This window comes from Arthrobacter sp. R4-81, assembly GCF_054792365.1.
Genome location: NZ_CP096445.1, coordinates 3955091 through 3971869, shown reverse-complemented (window position 1 = coordinate 3971869; position 16779 = coordinate 3955091). Strand labels below are relative to the sequence as shown.

General features: G+C 62.5%; 17 protein-coding genes. 5 read left to right on the top strand and 12 right to left on the bottom strand.

The annotated features are described in order from the left end of the window. Positions 1 to 126: 126 nt before the first annotated feature. A complete protein-coding gene (locus tag M1E05_RS18240; RefSeq protein ID WP_458113168.1) occupies positions 127 to 1044 on the bottom strand; it encodes a hypothetical protein in 918 nt (305 codons plus the stop codon). A 147-nt stretch (positions 1045 to 1191) separates the two neighbouring features. Here M1E05_RS18240 and M1E05_RS18235 point away from each other — a divergent pair, with 147 nt between their 5' ends. Next, a complete protein-coding gene (locus M1E05_RS18235; protein WP_458113169.1) occupies positions 1192 to 1491 on the top strand; it encodes a type II toxin-antitoxin system VapB family antitoxin in 300 nt (99 codons plus the stop codon). After that, on the top strand, positions 1484 to 2149 hold the full coding sequence (locus M1E05_RS18230; protein WP_461163808.1) for a LytR C-terminal domain-containing protein: 666 nt from the start codon (positions 1484 to 1486) through the stop codon (positions 2147 to 2149). The genes M1E05_RS18235 and M1E05_RS18230 overlap by 8 nt, the downstream gene beginning before the upstream one ends. Before the next feature lie 26 nt (positions 2150 to 2175). Here the strand turns inward: M1E05_RS18230 and M1E05_RS18225 are convergent, their stop codons facing one another. After that, positions 2176 to 2808 (bottom strand): TetR/AcrR family transcriptional regulator, encoded by a 633-nt coding sequence (locus M1E05_RS18225; protein ID WP_461163807.1) that lies wholly within the window; start codon positions 2806 to 2808, stop codon positions 2176 to 2178. Between the two features lie 129 nt (positions 2809 to 2937). On the opposite strand from M1E05_RS18225, the gene M1E05_RS18220 reads away from it, so the two are divergent. Next, positions 2938 to 3138 (top strand): hypothetical protein, encoded by a 201-nt coding sequence (locus tag M1E05_RS18220; protein ID WP_458114411.1) that lies wholly within the window; start codon positions 2938 to 2940, stop codon positions 3136 to 3138. Between the two features lie 100 nt (positions 3139 to 3238). Here the strand turns inward: M1E05_RS18220 and M1E05_RS18215 are convergent, their stop codons facing one another. The 9 genes from M1E05_RS18215 to M1E05_RS18175 form a co-directional block, all read right to left on the bottom strand. After that, entirely contained in the window at positions 3239 to 3970 is a 732-nt protein-coding gene (locus M1E05_RS18215; RefSeq protein WP_461165286.1) for a DsbA family oxidoreductase, read from the bottom strand. 79 nt (positions 3971 to 4049) lie between these two features. Continuing rightward, positions 4050 to 4586: a GNAT family N-acetyltransferase gene (locus tag M1E05_RS18210; protein WP_458113173.1), complete on the bottom strand. Its 537-nt coding sequence runs from the start codon at positions 4584 to 4586 to the stop codon at positions 4050 to 4052. Between the two features lie 47 nt (positions 4587 to 4633). Then, positions 4634 to 5635, bottom strand: a complete 1002-nt coding sequence (locus M1E05_RS18205) for a sugar phosphate isomerase/epimerase family protein (RefSeq protein ID WP_461163806.1) — start codon at positions 5633 to 5635, stop codon at positions 4634 to 4636. A gap of 1 nt (position 5636) precedes the next feature. Next, positions 5637 to 6863, bottom strand: a complete 1227-nt coding sequence (locus tag M1E05_RS18200) for a Gfo/Idh/MocA family protein (RefSeq protein WP_461163805.1) — start codon at positions 6861 to 6863, stop codon at positions 5637 to 5639. A 34-nt stretch (positions 6864 to 6897) separates the two neighbouring features. Further along, positions 6898 to 7737: a carbohydrate ABC transporter permease gene (locus tag M1E05_RS18195; RefSeq protein WP_309107628.1), complete on the bottom strand. Its 840-nt coding sequence runs from the start codon at positions 7735 to 7737 to the stop codon at positions 6898 to 6900. Beyond that, positions 7730 to 8740, bottom strand: coding sequence for a carbohydrate ABC transporter permease (locus M1E05_RS18190; protein WP_461163804.1), 1011 nt, complete (start codon positions 8738 to 8740; stop codon positions 7730 to 7732). The genes M1E05_RS18195 and M1E05_RS18190 overlap by 8 nt, the downstream gene beginning before the upstream one ends. Before the next feature lie 58 nt (positions 8741 to 8798). Next, the gene (locus tag M1E05_RS18185) at positions 8799 to 10121 is read right to left on the bottom strand and encodes an ABC transporter substrate-binding protein (RefSeq protein WP_461163803.1); all 1323 of its coding nucleotides are present in this window, start codon (positions 10119 to 10121) and stop codon (positions 8799 to 8801) included. A 117-nt stretch (positions 10122 to 10238) separates the two neighbouring features. Next, entirely contained in the window at positions 10239 to 11354 is a 1116-nt protein-coding gene (locus tag M1E05_RS18180; protein ID WP_461163802.1) for a Gfo/Idh/MocA family protein, read from the bottom strand. Then, positions 11351 to 12091 (bottom strand): sugar phosphate isomerase/epimerase family protein, encoded by a 741-nt coding sequence (locus tag M1E05_RS18175; protein WP_458113180.1) that lies wholly within the window; start codon positions 12089 to 12091, stop codon positions 11351 to 11353. The genes M1E05_RS18180 and M1E05_RS18175 overlap by 4 nt, the downstream gene beginning before the upstream one ends. A 184-nt stretch (positions 12092 to 12275) precedes the next feature. On the opposite strand from M1E05_RS18175, the gene M1E05_RS18170 reads away from it, so the two are divergent. Next, positions 12276 to 13508 carry an ROK family transcriptional regulator gene (locus M1E05_RS18170; RefSeq protein WP_458113181.1) on the top strand — a complete coding sequence of 411 codons (1233 nt, stop codon included), beginning with the start codon at positions 12276 to 12278 and terminating at the stop codon, positions 13506 to 13508. A 103-nt stretch (positions 13509 to 13611) separates the two neighbouring features. Further along, entirely contained in the window at positions 13612 to 14820 is a 1209-nt protein-coding gene (locus M1E05_RS18165) for an MFS transporter (RefSeq protein WP_461163801.1), read from the top strand. A 122-nt stretch (positions 14821 to 14942) separates the two neighbouring features. Here the strand turns inward: M1E05_RS18165 and aceB are convergent, their stop codons facing one another. Beyond that, positions 14943 to 16604, bottom strand: a complete 1662-nt coding sequence (gene aceB / locus M1E05_RS18160; protein ID WP_461163800.1) for a malate synthase A — start codon at positions 16602 to 16604, stop codon at positions 14943 to 14945. Between the last annotated feature and the right edge of the window lie 175 nt (positions 16605 to 16779).

Below are 16779 nucleotides of genomic sequence, written 5' to 3'. Positions count from 1 at the left end.
TCTCATCCTGGACCAGTGCGTCTGTAATGGCGATTCTCCGAGCTGTTTAATACGAGGGGTTCTACCTGCATAATAACGGAGAATAAAAAACGCGAGTCAAACGTCGGTTAGCCTGCAAGTATGCGTTCAGGTGGTCAATGCCTCCCGCCAGCCGCGCAGGAAAGCACCCCCGGCATCGTCGTGAATGATTGTGCTGTCCAACCCGAGGTCCTCCGCTGTGAGGATGTCGTACGGCTTCTCCGGAACGCCATCCGCCGGTCGGACGTCCACGTGCTTCACAGGGTGGTCGTTGTGGTGGAGCCAGTCAGCCATGGCGTAGTCCGTGCGGGAATCTCCCACGGTGCGCCAGGCTTGCGGGGTGATGCCCTGGGCGGCCAGCAGCTCAACAGCCCGGCTTGCCCCAAGATCCTTACCCAGCCGGATGGACTCGATGTCGGTGGAGATGATGGTGGGATCCACGCGGTAGTCCACCTGGTCGTCCGAATCCGGTTCATGGTGGTCCAGCCGGACTACTCCCAGGCCGTGCCTGACCATGAGCTCCATGGCGTCCGCGTCGAAGAGTTTTTGTTCGTCCAGGTAGTCCGCGTTCGCCACGGTGATGTGCTGTTCCACCGACACCATGGCCCGCTTGGTTTCGTCAAAGAACATATGGCTGGCGTAGTCCTCCGCCACGAGACGGCGGACGTCGTCGCCGTAAGCCTGAGGGACGGCCAACTCCCGGTCCACGTGGATGGGGCCAGGGCCGTCAGCGGTGTAGCTGAACCACACGGCGCCCTTCTCGCAGATGGCATGGATGATGGTCCCGGCCGGGATTCCGGCAGCGATCATGGGGTTCATGACCTGTTCGCGAATGAAGGCGTCCGAGCGGCCCGTGTTGAAAATGACCGGGATCCCGGCAGTGGCCAGGGCAACGAGGTCGGCGATAATTTCTGCTTTGACGTTGCGGGTGACGGGACTTGCTACCGGCCCGTCGACGTCGAGCAGCAGGGCCAGTGGGGGAGTCGACGGCGGGGCAGCGGCCACAGGAGTCTCGGATGCAGTCATGCACCCATTGTGTCAGCAGGCCTCCACGAGATTCGTTCAGGGCCGCGAACGTCGCACCCCATGACGAATGGTCACTGTTTGGCTACAACCTCTTTGCGGCGGGGGTCATTCGTTCCGTTGGTGCTCCTTCTTCCATAGGCTTACAGAGTGATATTCAAAGCTGTGGGCGAGGGACGCCCTTACCCCGACCATGGTTACAACACGCCCAAAGCATGGGCTGCCCTTCCTCCGCGCCCTGTCCGCCTGGACGAGCTCGTGACCACCAAGCGGACTCTGGATCTTGAAGCCTTGCTGGCGGAGGATTCAACGTTTTTCGGTGACCTTTTTCCCCATGTGGTGCAGTACCGGGGGGTGCTTTACCTGGAAGACGGGCTGCATCGCGCAGTCCGGACTGCACTTCATCAACGGAACGCCATTCACGCCCGCGTGCTGGTGATAGATGGCTAAGAAACCGCAGGACCCTTCTACCTTCCACGGGCACCACGTGGTAACAGGCCCCGAGTTGCGGGCCACGCTAATTGAACATGACGAGCGCCAATTGAGGCCCATCAGAGTACGCCGGAGGATCATTCACGGCGTGGTGCTAGTGCTGCTCATGGCCTTGATCGCGAGCGGCGTGGTGGTGGCCCTGGCAATCTGGAACGGCCAGGTCACCATAGCGACGGCGGAGCCCAGCAAGGAACCTGTCACGCTCTGCCCGACGGCGATCCACGACTACACGCCGCATGAGAAAGTGAACCTGAACGTCTTCAACGGCACCAGCCGCGCCGGACTTGCCAGGACCGTGGCGGACGAGCTCCTGGCCCGGAAATTCGCAGTGGGGAACGTGGGGAACCAGGAAACGGGGTACCGCGGCGTTGCCGCCGTGATTTCGGGAGCAGCCGGCCAGTCCGCCGCCTTTACTGTCCAGCGGAACCTACAAGGCTCCGACTACTTCCAGGACAACCGGACTGATGCAAGCGTGGATCTCATCCTGACCAACGACTACCAGGCACTCACGCCACCGGAGCTTGTTGACCAGACACCCGGGAAGCTCAGCTGCCCGCGTGAAACCCGGCGCATCGTGGACGACTCAAAGTGGCCTGTTGTCCCGCCGGCGGGCTGACCCGGAAGCGTCGAAATGGCCGCTACCTAAGCCGCGGGCTGGGTGACCAGGACAGGTTGGCTCCCGCCGTCGTCGAACCTGGCTCCGGCACCCAGCTGGATGAACCGGACGGTCCGTTCGACGGCGTCCGGTGTTCCGTCCCCGCGTGCTGCGCTGGAGGATAGCGTGCCGTGAATCAGTTGCGCGAGCTGGATGACGTCGGCGGCGGGCAGGTAGCCCTGGGCCATGGCCTCCCGGAGGATGTCCTGAAGGAGGAGGCTCAGCTCTCCGACGTGGTCTGCCAGTCTGGCGAACGAGGCCGGGGAAAGCACGGCGCCCATTGCAGGGCCGGGCGGGAGATGGCGGCGGCTGAGGTCCTCCACCTGCGCCCGTACGTACAGAGCCAGCTGCTCCACAGGGTTGTCCAAGGACTGAAGTGATTCGCGGAGTCCGATCAGGAAGCGCTCTGTTTCATCCAGCGCGTAAGAGATCAGCAGTTCTTCAATGTCCGCGTAGTAGTTGTACACGGCGGTGCGGCCGATGCCTGCATGGCGGGCGACATCCGTCATGGTGAGACCGGGCAGCCCATGCGAAAACAGGAGCTCGCCGAAGGCGGTCAGGATACGCCGTTGGGTTTCGGCACGTTGGGCGGCGTTTGTGGGCGCCGAAATCCTAGGCATACAGACACATTACCGTTATCTGTCAGCAAACCTCCCGACGGCGGAAGGCGCCAGGCGGATAACAGGACCCTTTTGCTCTCCGGCAATTGCGAGGACGATTAAAGGGCATCCATCATAAGGAGGTCAGTGATGTGCTACGGATACAACAAGGATTTCGGGCGTGACACCAGGAAGGATGCCTCACGGAAACCTGAAGAGCGCCTGCAACCTGAAGAAAAGCCGGAACCCCGTGTTGAGGTGAAGGACTTCAAGTTCTGGGCCTTCCCCCGCCGCCATCGGGAGTTCACTGCTCCTGAACCGGTAGTTGACCGCACACGCGAGAAGGTGTGACGGCCCCGGGAGGTCGAAGTGAAAAAGGAAGGCCCCGCGTCTGCGGGACCTTCCTTTTCAGTTGTTGCCTTTTCGGTTCCCGCTCAGCTGGTGGCGAGGACTAAATGGCGCAACCATCGGGACCGCAGGCGACGCCGTCACTGTCGTCGGCCGTGCCGGCACCAGTGTTGTCACCCGCAGCGACCATAACCAGCGGGTGGGATTCCTGCCAGCCCTGCTCCAGAGCCTGGCGGAACGTCTCCACCGGCTGCGCACCGGAGAGGCCGAACTTGCGGTCGATGACGAAGAAGGGCACGCCGCTGATACCCAGGGCGCGGGCTTCAGCGAAGTCCTGCCGGACGTCGTCGGCGAACTTGTCTGTGGCGAACAGCCCGGCCACCTCATCGGCGTCGAGCCCCAACTCCAGCGCCACTGAGGTCAGGTACTCCATGCTGCCGATGTCCTTGCCTTGCTCGAAGTGCCCGCTGAGCAGACGCTCCTTTGCCGCATCCTGCAGGCCATGGGCAGCGGCGAGATGGATGAGACGGTGTGCTGTGAAGCTGTTTGCCACAACGATCGTGTCGAAGCGGAAATCCAGTCCCTCGCCTTTGGCCTGGGCGGCAACATGGTCAAACATCTGCGACACCTGCGCGGCAGCCATGCCTTTGCGGGTGCTCAAATAGTCCAGTTCGGTGCCGTCGTAGTGCTCCGGCAGGGAGGGATCCAGCTGGTAGCTCCGCCACTTCACCTCGACAGAATCACGGTGGGGGAACTCGGCGAGGGCGCCTTCGAAGCGGCGTTTGCCGATGTAGCACCAGGGGCAGGCCACATCGGACCAGATCTCAATCTTCATGCTTGCCACAACCCCAGTGTCCCTGCACGCATTCCCATGACGGCCTATGGATTTGGTCACAGGGCATGTCCCCAGGCGCTCAAGCCGGAAGCGCACGCTCCATCACGAAGTCGTGCTCAACGGTATTGCCAAGCTTAAATGTTTTGGTTCCCACCTTGCTGAAACCGGATTTTTCGTAGAAGCGGATGGCTTTGGCGTTCCCGCTGTTGACCCCCAGCCAGAGTCCCAGAGCGCCTGCAGCTGCCGCGGATTCCACCGTTGCATGCATCAGCTCTGCAGCAGCGCCGAGTCCGTGATGGTCCGGATGAAGGTAGCACTTGCTGAGCTCTGTGGACGGCAGCAGGCTTAGGGCAGAGGCGACGTCCGGATCCTGGGCAGGCCGTGCCACGAGCATGCTATAGCCACGCAGTTCGCGGCCCGCTTCCATGACCAGGATGGTGATGTCCGGGTCGGCCGCATAGGCGCGGAAGTGTTCCTCGCTGAGAGTGTTCGCCAAGTGTGCGGCGATGTCGGCGGGGGAAGAACCCGGCGGGCAGGCCAGCGGAAAAGTAACGCCGGCCAGCTCTGCCAGCCGGCCGGCGTCGTCCTCTCTTGCTTTTCGGATGATGTGCGCCATATCAAAAACTCTAGACCGGAAGCCCGCGGTTTCAGTCCTGGTAACGGTCAGTCTTTGGTGCTGAAGGCGGCGTCGAAGGAGGTGCTCGACGCCGGGAAATCGAACTTCTTGAGGGCGGCGAGGGCCTCCGGGGCGCCGTGGAGGCGGTCCATGCCGGCGTCCTCCCATTCGATGGAGATGGGTCCGTCGTAGCCGATGGCGGCCAGGGCGCGGAAGGAGGATTCCCAGGGGACGTCGCCCCGGCCTGCCGAGACGAAGTCCCAGCCGCGGCGCGGGTCACCCCAGGGCAGGTGCGAGCCCATGACGGTGTTCCGGCCGGTGAACCGAAGCTTGGTGTCCTTGCAGTCCACGTGGTAGATCCGGTCCTTGAAGTCCCAGATGAAGGAGACCGGATCGATGCCCTGCCACATGAAGTGGGACGGGTCCCAGTTCAGGCCGAATGCTTCGCGGTGCCCGATGGCTTCGAGTGTCCTGACGGTGGTCCAGTAGTCGTAGGCGATTTCGGAGGGGTGGACTTCGTGGGCGAACCTGACGCCGCATTCGTCGAAGACGTCGAGGATGGGGTTCCAGCGGTCGGCGAAGTCCTGGTAGCCGGCTTCGATGACCTTTTCCGGGACGGGCGGGAACATTGCCACGTACTGCCAGATGGAGGAACCGGTGAACCCGACGACGGTGTTCACTCCGAGCGCCTGGGCCAGCCGGGCGGTGTGTTTCATTTCTTCGGCGGCGCGGGTGCGGACGCCTTCGGGTTCCCCGTCTCCCCAGACTCTGGATCCAACGATGGCCTCGTGGCGGAAATCGATGGGGTCATCGCACACTGCCTGGCCTTTGAGGTGGTTGGAGATGGCCCAGACCTTCAGGTTGTACTTCTCCAGCACGGCGAGTTTGGACTCGACGTAGCCGGGCTCATCCCAGCGCCACGCATCGAGGTGGTCTCCCGAAACGGCGATTTCCAGGCCGTCATAGCCCCAGCCGGATGCCTGCTTCGCGACCTCTTCAAACGGAAGGTCGGCCCACTGGCCGGTAAAGAGTGTGTAAGGGCGGGACATGTCAGGCTCCTTCAAGGGTGGTGGGGCCGGTCGGTGGTCCGGTCAGCTGGATGATTGAACTTTTGGCTGCGGAACTCTCCTCCACAGCGCTCAGGACGCGTTGAACGGCGAGGCCTTCCTCGAACGACGGCGACGGCTCGGTTCCGCTGCCGATCGCCACGAGGAAATCCCGGATCTGGTGCGTAAACGAATGCTCCCACCCCAGCACATGGCCCTGCGGCCACCACGCTTCAAGGTAGGGATGCTCAGGTTCATTCACGAGGATTCTACGGAAGCCCTGCTCGCGGACGGGCACTGTGGAATCCAGGAAGCCGAGTTCATTGAGGGATTCAAGGTCGAACAGCAGCGCACCCTTCTCTCCATAGATCTCAAGCCTCAGCGAGTTCTTCCGGCCAGTAGCCACCCGGGAGACCTCCACCGAGGCGATTGCTCCCGAGGCGAGGTTCAGGGTGGCCCAGGCCGCGTCGTCGACCGTCACTTCTTCCAGTGCGCCGTCCAGACCGGCGGCTCCCGGCCGGTGAGTGGTGAAGGTATGGGTGCGGCCGGAGACTTCGGTGACCTGCTCCCCGAGGAGGAACAGCACCTGGTCGATGGCGTGGGAGGCGATATCGCCCAAAGCCCCCGATCCTGCCCTGTCCTTCCGCAGCCGCCACGTCATGGGTGCGTCCGGATCCGCGAGCCAGTCCTGGAGGTAGGCTGCACGGACGTGCCTGATGTTCCCCAGCCTGCCCTCGGCGATCAGCTCCCGCGCCAGGGCCAGGGCAGGGATGCGGCGGTAATTGAAGCCGATCATCGATTGCACGCCCTGGGCACGGGCTGCCTGCGCTGCTTCCGTCATGGCCTGGGCCTCACCGAGAGTGTTGGCGAGGGGCTTTTCGACGAGAACATGCTTGCCCGCCTCCAGCGCCGCCACCGCGATCTCTGCATGCATGAAACCAGGGGCGCAGATATCCACAATGTCGATGTCATCCCGATCCAGAACGGCACGCCAGTCAGTTTCCGATCCCGCCCAGCCATATGCGGCAGCAGCCGCGGCCACTCCCTCGGCGTCCCGGCCCACCAGCACCTTGCGCTCGAAGGCGGGGACGTCGAAGTAGCTCGCCACATTACGCCAGGCGTTCGAATGGGCCTTACCCATAAACGCATAGCCGATCATTGCCACCCCCAGCGTTTTCGATTCCGGGCGGGTGCCGCCGTGCGGCGGCGTAAGAGCCTGTGCCGTCGTCATTCTGGTACTCCTCAAAGGGATTATGAGTGGTTATCTATTTCACTGCGCCGGCTGAGAGGCCCGCAACCAGGTGTTTCTGAACCAGGATGAAGCCGATGAGAACGGGCAGGCTGACCACCACGGAGGCGGCCATGAGCTGGTTCCAGAACACATCGGATTCGCTGGCATAGGACTTGAGTCCCAGCGAAAGGGTCTTGGTGGCCTCGTTTGTCAGGACGGAGGCAAACAGAACCTCGCCCCAGGCGGAGATAAACGAATACACCGCCACGGCAATGATCCCCGGTTTGGCGACGGGAAGCACCACCCGGAAGAGGGCGCCCATCCGGCCCGTCCCGTCGATCATCGACGCTTCTTCAAGCTCCTTGGGAATCGACGCGAAATATCCGGACAGCATCCAGATGGCGAAGGGCAAGGTGAACGTCATGTAGGTGATGATCAGGCCGGGATAGGACCCCTGAAGCTGGATCCCCGTGATGTTCCTGATCTGCGTAAAGATCAGGTACAGCGGAAGCAGGAACAGGATTCCCGGGAACATCTGCGTGGACAGGACGGTGAGGCTGAACACCCGCTTTCCCTTGAACTGCAAACGCGCGACGGCGTACGCGGCCAGGACAGCGACAGTCACCGAGCATGCGGTGGCGCTGACCGTAATGATGAGGCTGTTCTGGAAGTACTTGCCCAAGGGGACGGTGGTCCAGATGTCGAAGTACGGGGCCAGGGTAATCTCCCGCGGGAGCCACTGGAAGAGCCCGGAGACGTCTTTGAGCGGTTTCATCGAGGTGGAGGCCACCACGTAAAGCGGTATGGCTACCCACAGGGCCAGAATGCTCAGCACCACATTTCTCAGGATGCGGAAGTTGCGGGTCTCAATCATTGTCGCCTCCCTTGGGCAGCACCATACGGATGTAGAAGATGGAAGCGATGAACAGGGCGATGAGCAGCAGCACACTCATGGCTCCGCCCAGGCCGAAGTTCCAGCTGCCGAACGAGTTCTGGTAGATCAATGGCGAAACGAGGGTGGCTTCCTTGGGGGACGCCGCACCGAACAGCACAAAGGGAATGTTGAACTGGTTGAACGTCCACAGCGACATCACCAGCAGCAAAACCCCGTTGGCGGGCTGGACCATGGGCAGGGTGATCGTGCGGAACTGCTGCCACAGGGTGGCACCGTCGATTGCGGCTGCCTCATACACGTCGTTCGGAACGTTCTGCAGCGCAGCCATGAGCATCAGGAAGGCAAAGGGCCACAATTGCCAGATGTTCACCATAATCATGGCGCCGAACGAGTTTCCGCCCAGGAGCCAGAAGGGACGCTCATCCCCGAAGAGGTGCAGGGTGTCCACGAGGATCTGGTTGACGGCGCCGTCGCGCTGGTTGAACATAAACGCCCAGGCGATGGTGCCCACGTAGGCCGGCAGTGCGTAGGGAACCAGGAAGAACGTCCGCAGGATGGCCCTGCCTTTGAAGTTCGAGGATAGGAAAACGGCGCCTGCCATGCCGAGGATCCAGGAGAAGCCGACCACTGTGACCGTATAGAGCATGGTCCGCCCGACGGTGCTGAAGAACGCCTGGCCGATGGTGCTTTCCGGATTGAGGCCGTTGACGAAGTTCTGGAGGCCTACGAACGGCGCGTTGAGCCAGTTGGTGAGGTTGAGCTGGTTGAGGGAAATAAAGGCGATCCAGACCCCCAGAATCATGGGCCCAATGTGGATCAGGACTTCCAGGATGACGGCGGGCATGATCAGCCCGTACGGCAGGAAGGACCGCCGGGGCTTTCGGACGGGAAGCTCGGGGCCCTTCCCGGATTGCTCCGGAGCGGGTGTGCTGGTGGTTTCGGTGGCAGTTGTCGGGCTGCTTTCGATGGCTGAGTGGGACATAAGGACTCCTAAGCCGGGGTGCGGGACAGCGCTGGCTGCCCCGCACCGGTCGGGCCTGCTACTGGGCCGCAGCCATCTGGTTGTTGGCGTCCTTGAGGGCCGCTTGGATGTCAGACTCGGAAACGGTTCCGGTAGCTGCCTTGGCGAAGAGGTTCTTGATGGCAGTCCCCGTCAGGGTTTCCATCTGGCCCTCTTTGGCAATGAGCGGCATGGGCAGGGCGTGATTGGCCAGGGCATCCCGCTTGGCTTTGACTTCCTCGGTCTGGAACGCGGCGTCCGAGGATGCGCCGTTGACCACGGGCAATGAACGGTAGGCCTTGTTCAGCGCGACCTGCTCTTCATCGCTGGTGAGGAAGCCGGCAAGCTTGATGGCATTTTCCTTGTTCTTGCTGTTTTTGAAGACACTCAGGTTGATGCCTGCAACGTGGCTCTGGGTGCTGACATCGCCGGTTGCTCCGGCTTCCATCATGGGGATAGCGGCGACGCCCCAATCCTTGAAACCGCGGGCCTCAAAGTTCTTCACCGGGCTCTGGTCAAACAGCATGGCTGCCTTGCCGTTGATGAGGTTGTCAATCTTCTGGCTGCCCTGGCTGATTTCAGCGTCCGACGGCGACATCACCTTGTCAGTGGCCATCAGATCGATGAACTGCTTGACACCCGCTACCTGCGGTTCACTGTCAAACGTCGGTTTGCCGTCGGCGTCGAAGAGCGTCCCGCCGTTTTGCAGGCCACGAACGAAGGCCTGGTGTGAGTTGGCTGAAACCGAAGCTCCTGCGGCAGTGAAACCCCACTGGTCAGGCTTGCCGTCGCCGTTGGTGTCCTTGGTGAGCTTCTTGGCAGTCTCGACGAATTCCTGCCACGTGACGGGAGCCTTTTCGATGCCCGCTTCCTTGAACATCTTGGTGTTGTAATACATGTTGTATGCCAGGCCGTAAAGCGGCACCGACGTCGGGGTCTTTCCTTCGGCGCCGCCGGTCGCCCAGCTGGTCTGGAGGAAGCGGTCCTTGCCGCCCACCGCCTCCAGGAGGCCACCTTCCACCGGTTCGAAGGCGCCGGTCTCCTGCAGCGTCACTGCCCACGTATTTCCGATGTTCAAGACATCCGGACCGTCGCCGCTTGTGACGGCAGTGAGGATCCTGTTGTAGAGGTCGGTCCAGCCAATGACTTCGAGCTGGACCTTGATTCCGGTCTTCTCCGTGAAGCGGTCCAGTGACGGTTGCAGCTTGGCTGCGGTGTCATCCAGGCTGTTGCCCTGGTCTGAGGCCCAGTAGGTGATGGTGTCGCTGGTGGCCTGAGGGCTGCCGCCGCCGCAGGCGCTGAGTCCCAGCGCCATTGTTGCAGTGGCGGCAAGTGCCGTCAGCACTTTCAGGGGGTTTTTCATGGTTGCTCCGGTTCTTCTCGTCGTCGAGCTGGTACCTGATGTTTTAGAGCTGAGGATGTTTTAGGGCGTGAGGCAGCACAAAAAGTGCGTCTCGTGAGAATTTGCGGTGACTGGCGCTTAGAGCGTGGCGGCGGCGGGGTCCCAGTCCTCCGGCAAAGCGGGGACAGGGGCAGCGGAACTTTCGACGTCGATAAAGCTCCGCGTCTCGATGGATTCGGCGATCGAGGCCATGGTGTCCAGCACGTGGAAAGCCAGCTCGCCCTGGGCGCGATGCGGCCGTCCTTCCCGGATTGCCCGCGCCATTTCGAGGACGCCGGCTCCCCGGCTGGCGGTCGAACCGACGGAGGGTACGGTGATCCAGTCGTCCGAGCCTGCAGGGCAGATCCTGACATCGCCGTCGAACCTGTTGGGATCGGGGAAGGCGATGGTTGCCTCGGTTCCCGTGATCTCCACGAACCCGGCCCGCGGGTATGGCGAATCAAAGCTGAAGATGCTCTGCGCAGATTCTCCGCCGCCGAATTCGAGGATGGAACTCACATGCGTTGGGACCGTCACGGCGAACTCCTCACCAGCCTTCGGACCGGATCCGATGACACGGGTTTCCCGTGACTTCGAGCCGAAGGCCGCCACACGGCGGACACTGCCGAAGGTCTGTACAAGGGTGGTGAGGTAGTAGGGGCCGATGTCGAAGAGTGGCCCGGCGCCGTCCTGGAACAGGAAAGCGGGGTTCGGGTGCCACGATTCCGGTCCGGGGGACTGCATCAGCGTCAGGGCTGTCAGCGGCACGCCGATGTCCCCGCGCTCGATCATCCGGCGGGCAGTCTGCAGCCCGGCACCCAGGAAAGTGTCAGGGGCGCAGCCAAGCCTCAGGCCTGCAGCATCGGCGACCTTCAGCAGTCCTCTGCCGGTTTCACGGTCCAGCGAGAAGGGCTTCTCGCTCCAGACATGCTTGCCTGCCGCCACCGCCTGCGTCGCCACCTCCACATGGGCGGCGGGAATGGTCAGGTTGATGACAATCTCAACGTCGGCGTTGCCAAGAACAGTCTCCACTCCGCCATGCAGCGGGATGCCATACTCGGCAGCCCGAGCCGCGGCCGCAGCCTCAAACAAATCACCGATTGCAACCACTTTCACATCGGCGAAGCTGGTGAGGTTGTCCAGGTACTCCTTGCTGATGGTGCCCGCGCCGATGACGCCAACGCCCACTGGCCCGGTATTGAAGTCGCTGCTCATGCGGACACCTTCCCGGTGCTGAGGTAGTTGTAGCTGTCCCGGACGGCATCGAACATCTCGCCCTGGAAATCATCCAGCTCGACGACGGCGGCTTCGAGGGAGCCCGCAGCGTCCAAGACGTCCCAGATGGCCATCTTGCCGTCGCCGACGGCGGTCTGGCTGGACGGGTCGGACGTGAGCGGCCCGTCCTTGATATGGATGAATTTCACGCGGTCGCCCAGCCGGGCCAGGAGCTCAGCAGGGTTCTGGCCGCCAACGGCTGCCCAATAGGTGTCCACTTCAAGGACAACGTCGGGGTTGAGGTGATCGGCAAGGTGTTCCAGTGCGGTCTTTCCCTCAAGAACGGACTCCAGCTCCCACCAATGGTTGTGGTAGCCAACCCGGACGCCGTACTCGGCTCCCTTGGCCGCAGCTGCATTCAGCTGTTCCGCTGTTTCTTTGATGTCTTCGAGGGAGTTCCAGCGCTCCTGGGGTACGTGCGGGTCAATGACAGTTCCAATGCCCAGCTCCCGGGCGGCCGAGAAAATTTCGTCCTGGTCGTCGCTGAGCAGAGGGGCGTGCCCGGACGGGGCAGTGATGTTGTTCTCGGCCATCGCGAGCTTCAACTCAGCGGCTTTTGCAACGAAACGGTAGGGCTCAACCTTGGTGAAGCCTATGTCGGCCAGTCGCTGGATGGTTCCAGCCAGATCCTCTTCCAGGGCCTTTCGGACCGTGTAGAGCTGGATCGAGTATGACACTGTCTCTCCTCGTCTTCGGGGGGTCGTGGGGCTGCTGCCAGAAACCGGGAAAGTACATCCGGCAGTGAGCGGCCTCACAGATCAAGCTAGAGGGACTTCTGTCGAACGTCAAGCAAAAGTTGCAAATAGCTTTTCACTCTTTCTTCAGAGTGACACTCATAAGCATTCGTGCTATCACTGATCCATGACATCAACTGCCAGCCGGGCCCAAGGCCGGGAACCTGCTGACGCCGCTGCAACGGAACCAGCAGGGGGCTTTGGACGGGCCGGGGACCTTTTCCAGCTCCTGCGCGACGGCAAGCCCCGTACTCGGGCTGAACTGGCGCTGACCACTGGACTGGCACGATCCACCATTGCGTCCCGTATCGACGCTTTGATGCTTTCCGGACTGGTAGGGCCCGCGGGTGAGGCCAGTTCCAGCGGCGGCAGGCCGCCGTCGCGCTTTGCATTCAACCCGTCCGCGCGCTCGATTCTGGCCGCCGATATCGGCGCCACCCACGTCATCGTCGCAGTGACCGACCTCGCCGGGACCATCCTTGCCGAACGCCGGCTGTCCCTGGAGGTTTCGGAGGGTCCGGAACTCGTCCTTGGCCGGGTTGTGGAGGAAGGCAAGCTGCTGTTGGCTGAAGCCGGTGTAGGGACGTCGCACCTGGCCGGCATTGGAATAGGCCTGCCCGGACCTGTGGAACATGCCACCGGAAAGCCGGTCAAGCCGCCTATCATGCCGGGGTGGGACGGGTTCGACGTCGTCCGTTACGTTCAGCGCTCGCTGGCGGTACCGGTGCTTGTGGACAACGACGTCAACATCATGGCACTGGGGGAGCGGAACGCTTACTGGCCGGAGCAGGAGAACTTTCTCTTCGTCAAGGTGGCTACCGGCATCGGTGCGGGGATTATCAGCAGCGGAACCCTTCAGCGTGGCGCAGACGGAACGGCCGGCGATCTTGGCCACGTCCGCGTGCCGCGGGGTGATACGGTGCTTTGCCGCTGCGGAAACTACGGTTGCCTCGAAGCCCTCGCTTCCGGTCCCGCCGTTGCAGGGGAGCTCAGGGCCCAGGGCCTGGCTGCTCAAAGAGGCAGCGACGTGCTCGAGCTCGTGAATCAGGGAAACCCCCAGGCCATTCAGGCTTTGCGCCAGGCCGGCAGGGACGTCGGTGACGTGCTGGCTACCGTGGTTAACCTGCTCAACCCATCGCTGATAGTTATCGGCGGGAGCCTGGGACAGACCGGAGACCACCTGATGGCCGGTGTGCGCGAAGTGGTCTATCGCCGTTCACTTCCGCTGGCCACGAGCCACTTACGGATCGCGTCGTCCATGGCGGGGGACCAGGCTGCAGTACTCGGTGCCAGCCAGATGGTGACGCAGCACGTGCTGTCTCCATCCGTGGTCGAGGCAACGCTTCAAGCTGTCGGCTAGGCTCGCTCGCTGCAAGCTGCTCCGGCGAAAGCGACTGCAAGCTGCCTGGCGTGATAGCAATGGAAATGATGAAATCGATGACCCGTTCCCTGGCTCGGACCCCATGAGGGCGTCACTCCTGCCGAGAGTACCTGTTCTATCCAGGATTCCGCAGGGGCTGATACTGCTGGCCTGCATTGGCCTGATTGCCCTCAACATGCGAGGCCCGTTTGTCGCCGTCGCACCTGTGGTTGGTGCTATGCAGCGGGAGTTGGGGTTCTCCGCCGTCGAACTCGGCCTCCTGACGGGTATCCCGGTACTGTGCTTTTCGCTGGCTTCACCCCTTGCATCATTTGCCGCGCGCAGGTTTGGGGCCGAGTTCGCCATCACTTTGACCCTGTTGGGAGTCCTGGCCGGCGTCGTCCTCCGCTCAGCAGGAAGCGGCGTTCTGGTGATGGCGGGCACGGGCATCATCGGCATTGCCATCACCATTGGCAACATCGCCGTGCCGCTGATCATCCGCCGCGACTTTTCCCCCCGCCGTCAGAGTTCGGCCATGGGCATCTACACGGCGGCCCTCAATATTGGGTCATTCCTCACGTCCGTGGTGACGGCTCCCATCGCCGAAGCGTTGGGGTGGAGGTTCGCACTGGTCGCGACGGGGCTGTTCGCGGTGACTGCGGTGGTGTTCTGGATCCTGGCGGTTGGGATGGGCGACGCGTTCCGTCCCCGCCTGGCTGACGCCGGTATAAGGCTGCCGGCAACGGGACGCCCGGCGTCGCGGTGGATCACTGTGGGACTGACTCTTGGCTTCGCGGGGCAGGCATTCTCCTACTACGGGGTGACGGCGTGGCTGCCGACGCTGCTGGCGGACGAGCTTGGGATGGCGCCGTCAGCGGCAGGTGCCGGCTCCTCGCTGTTCCAGATCCTCGCCATTGTGGGCGGACTCGGAGTCCCGCTCGCAGCCAGGATTGCCAGTACGACGGCAGTGGCGGTCACCTTGGGATTGCTCTGGTTGGCCGTGCCCCTGGGTTTGCTGCTTGCCCCGGAACTGTGGTGGCTCTGGTGCTCGTTCGGGGGTATCGCCCAGGGCGGGGGTATCACTATCATCTTCATCGCCATCATCAGGCTGGCCCGGGATCAGGCATCGGCGGGAAGGATGTCGGCTGTGGTCCAGGGCACCGGCTACTGTTTCGCGGCCGTGGCCCCCACCCTTCTGGGCTACGTGCACGGACTTACCGGCTCCTGGACAGTGCCGCTCCTGATGATTCTCGGATCGGTATTGGCGTTCTTCCTTGGCACCACCCTTTCGGTCCGAAAGGCGCCGAAATAGCGTTCAGCCGGCCGGCGCCGTCGTCCGCTTAAATCCCGCTCGGGGGTGCTTCCGTTGCTGGGCTGCCTCCCGGCCATCGGGATGCCTGTTGCGAAGGGCGTGGCAGCCCAGCTAACGGAAAATCAGGCGGCGGAGAGTTCCTCTTCGCTCGCTTCTTCGCGGGCTTCGGTCAGGAAGCGGGCGTAGGCAGGCAGGGTCAGGAACGTGGGGAACTGGTCGCTGAGCGTGACTTCTTCGAAGATGTCACGGGCATCAGTGAAGCGGTCGCCGTCGAACCGTTCAAGCTTGGCGAACTCCTCATCGAGCAGATCCTCCACCCACTGGCGGGTGATGATTTCGCCGTGGTCCGTGATCGCGTGTGCGTAGATCCACTGCCAGAGCTGGGAACGGGAAATTTCCGCCGTGGCCGCATCCTCCATGAGGTTGTGGATGGCGACGGCACCGTTACCGCGGAGCCAGGACTCGATATAGCGGATGCCCACTTCGATGTTGTTCCTGATGCCGGTTTCGGTGATGGTCCCTTCAGTGGCTGCCACGTTGATGAGCGCGCGGTCGTCCGGGATCACATCCTCGCGGAGGCGGTCCAGCTGGTTGCGGCGCTCGCCCAGTACGACGTCGAATACTTCGCGGCAGATCGGAACGAGGTCCGGGTGGGCTACCCAGGAACCGTCGAAGCCGTCGTTGGCTTCGCGGGTTTTGTCGGCGCGGACCTTTTCGAAGGCGTTGGCGTTGGCAACCTCATCCTTGCGGTTGGGAACCGCCGCTGCCATTCCGCCGATCGCCATGGCGCCCCGCTTGTGGCAGGCACGAACGAGCTGCTCCGTGTAGGCGCGCATGAAGGGTTGCGTCATGGTCACCTGGGCCCGGTCCGGGAGGACGAAACGGGGCCCGCGGGTACGGAAATTCTTGATGAGCGAGAAGATGTAGTCCCACCGACCGGCGTTCAGGCCTGCGGCATGATCGCGCAGTTCGTAGAGGATCTCCTCCATTTCGAAGGCCGCAGTGATGGTTTCAATGAGCACCGTCGCGCGGATGGTTCCCTGCGGGATGTCCAGGAAGTCCTGCGCCAGGATGAAGATGTCATTCCACAGGCGGGCTTCGAGCCGGTTTTCGATCTTCGGCAGGTAGAAGTACGGTCCCTTGCCCTGCGCCAGGAGGCGGCGGGCGTTGTGGAAGAAGTACAGCCCGAAGTCCACGATGCCGCCGGCGATGGGGACGCCGTCGATCAGCAGGTGCTTTTCGGGCAGGTGCCAGCCCCGGGGGCGGACCACGATGGTGGGCAGTTCCTCGGCAGGACGGAGCTTGTACTCCTTACTGCGTCCGTCGGAGGTACTCGTGAAGTCGATGCGGCGTTCCATCGCATCCGTCAGGTTCAGCTGACCCTGAATGACATTGCGCCACGTCGGCGTAGACGAGTCCTCCATGTCGGCGAGCCACACCTTAGCGCCGGAATTCAGTGCGTTAATCGTCATCTTCTTGTCCACCGGCCCGGTGATTTCCACCCTCCGGTCCTCCAAGCCAGGAGCCGGGGGAGCGACACGCCAGTTGGGATCATTCCTGATTTCTTCGGTCTCCTTCAGAAACCGCGGGTCCTGCCCCTTGGCAATCTGTCCCCGCCGGTCACGACGAGCCTGCAGCAACTCCTGCCGCCGCTCAGCCGTGGCCCGATGCAGTTTTGCGACGAACGCCAAAGCATCCGGAGTAAGAACCTCGTTCTGCCGGCAAATAGGCTGCGCGGTCAAAGTAATGCCATTGATAGTGAAGTTGTCGGTAAAGCTGTTCATTTCTGTCTCCTTAAAGACGAGAAGGGAGTTCGACGGCGGTTGTCGCTGAGCGAGGCACAAAGACGGCGGTCCGGGCATCCGTCAGCCTGCGTAAAAGGGGCCCTGTGGCCGGCTTCGTCCTCGCTCTGCGAGGTAAGAAGCCGGCCATGGGGAATAGCACGCCGAGCGATGCCGG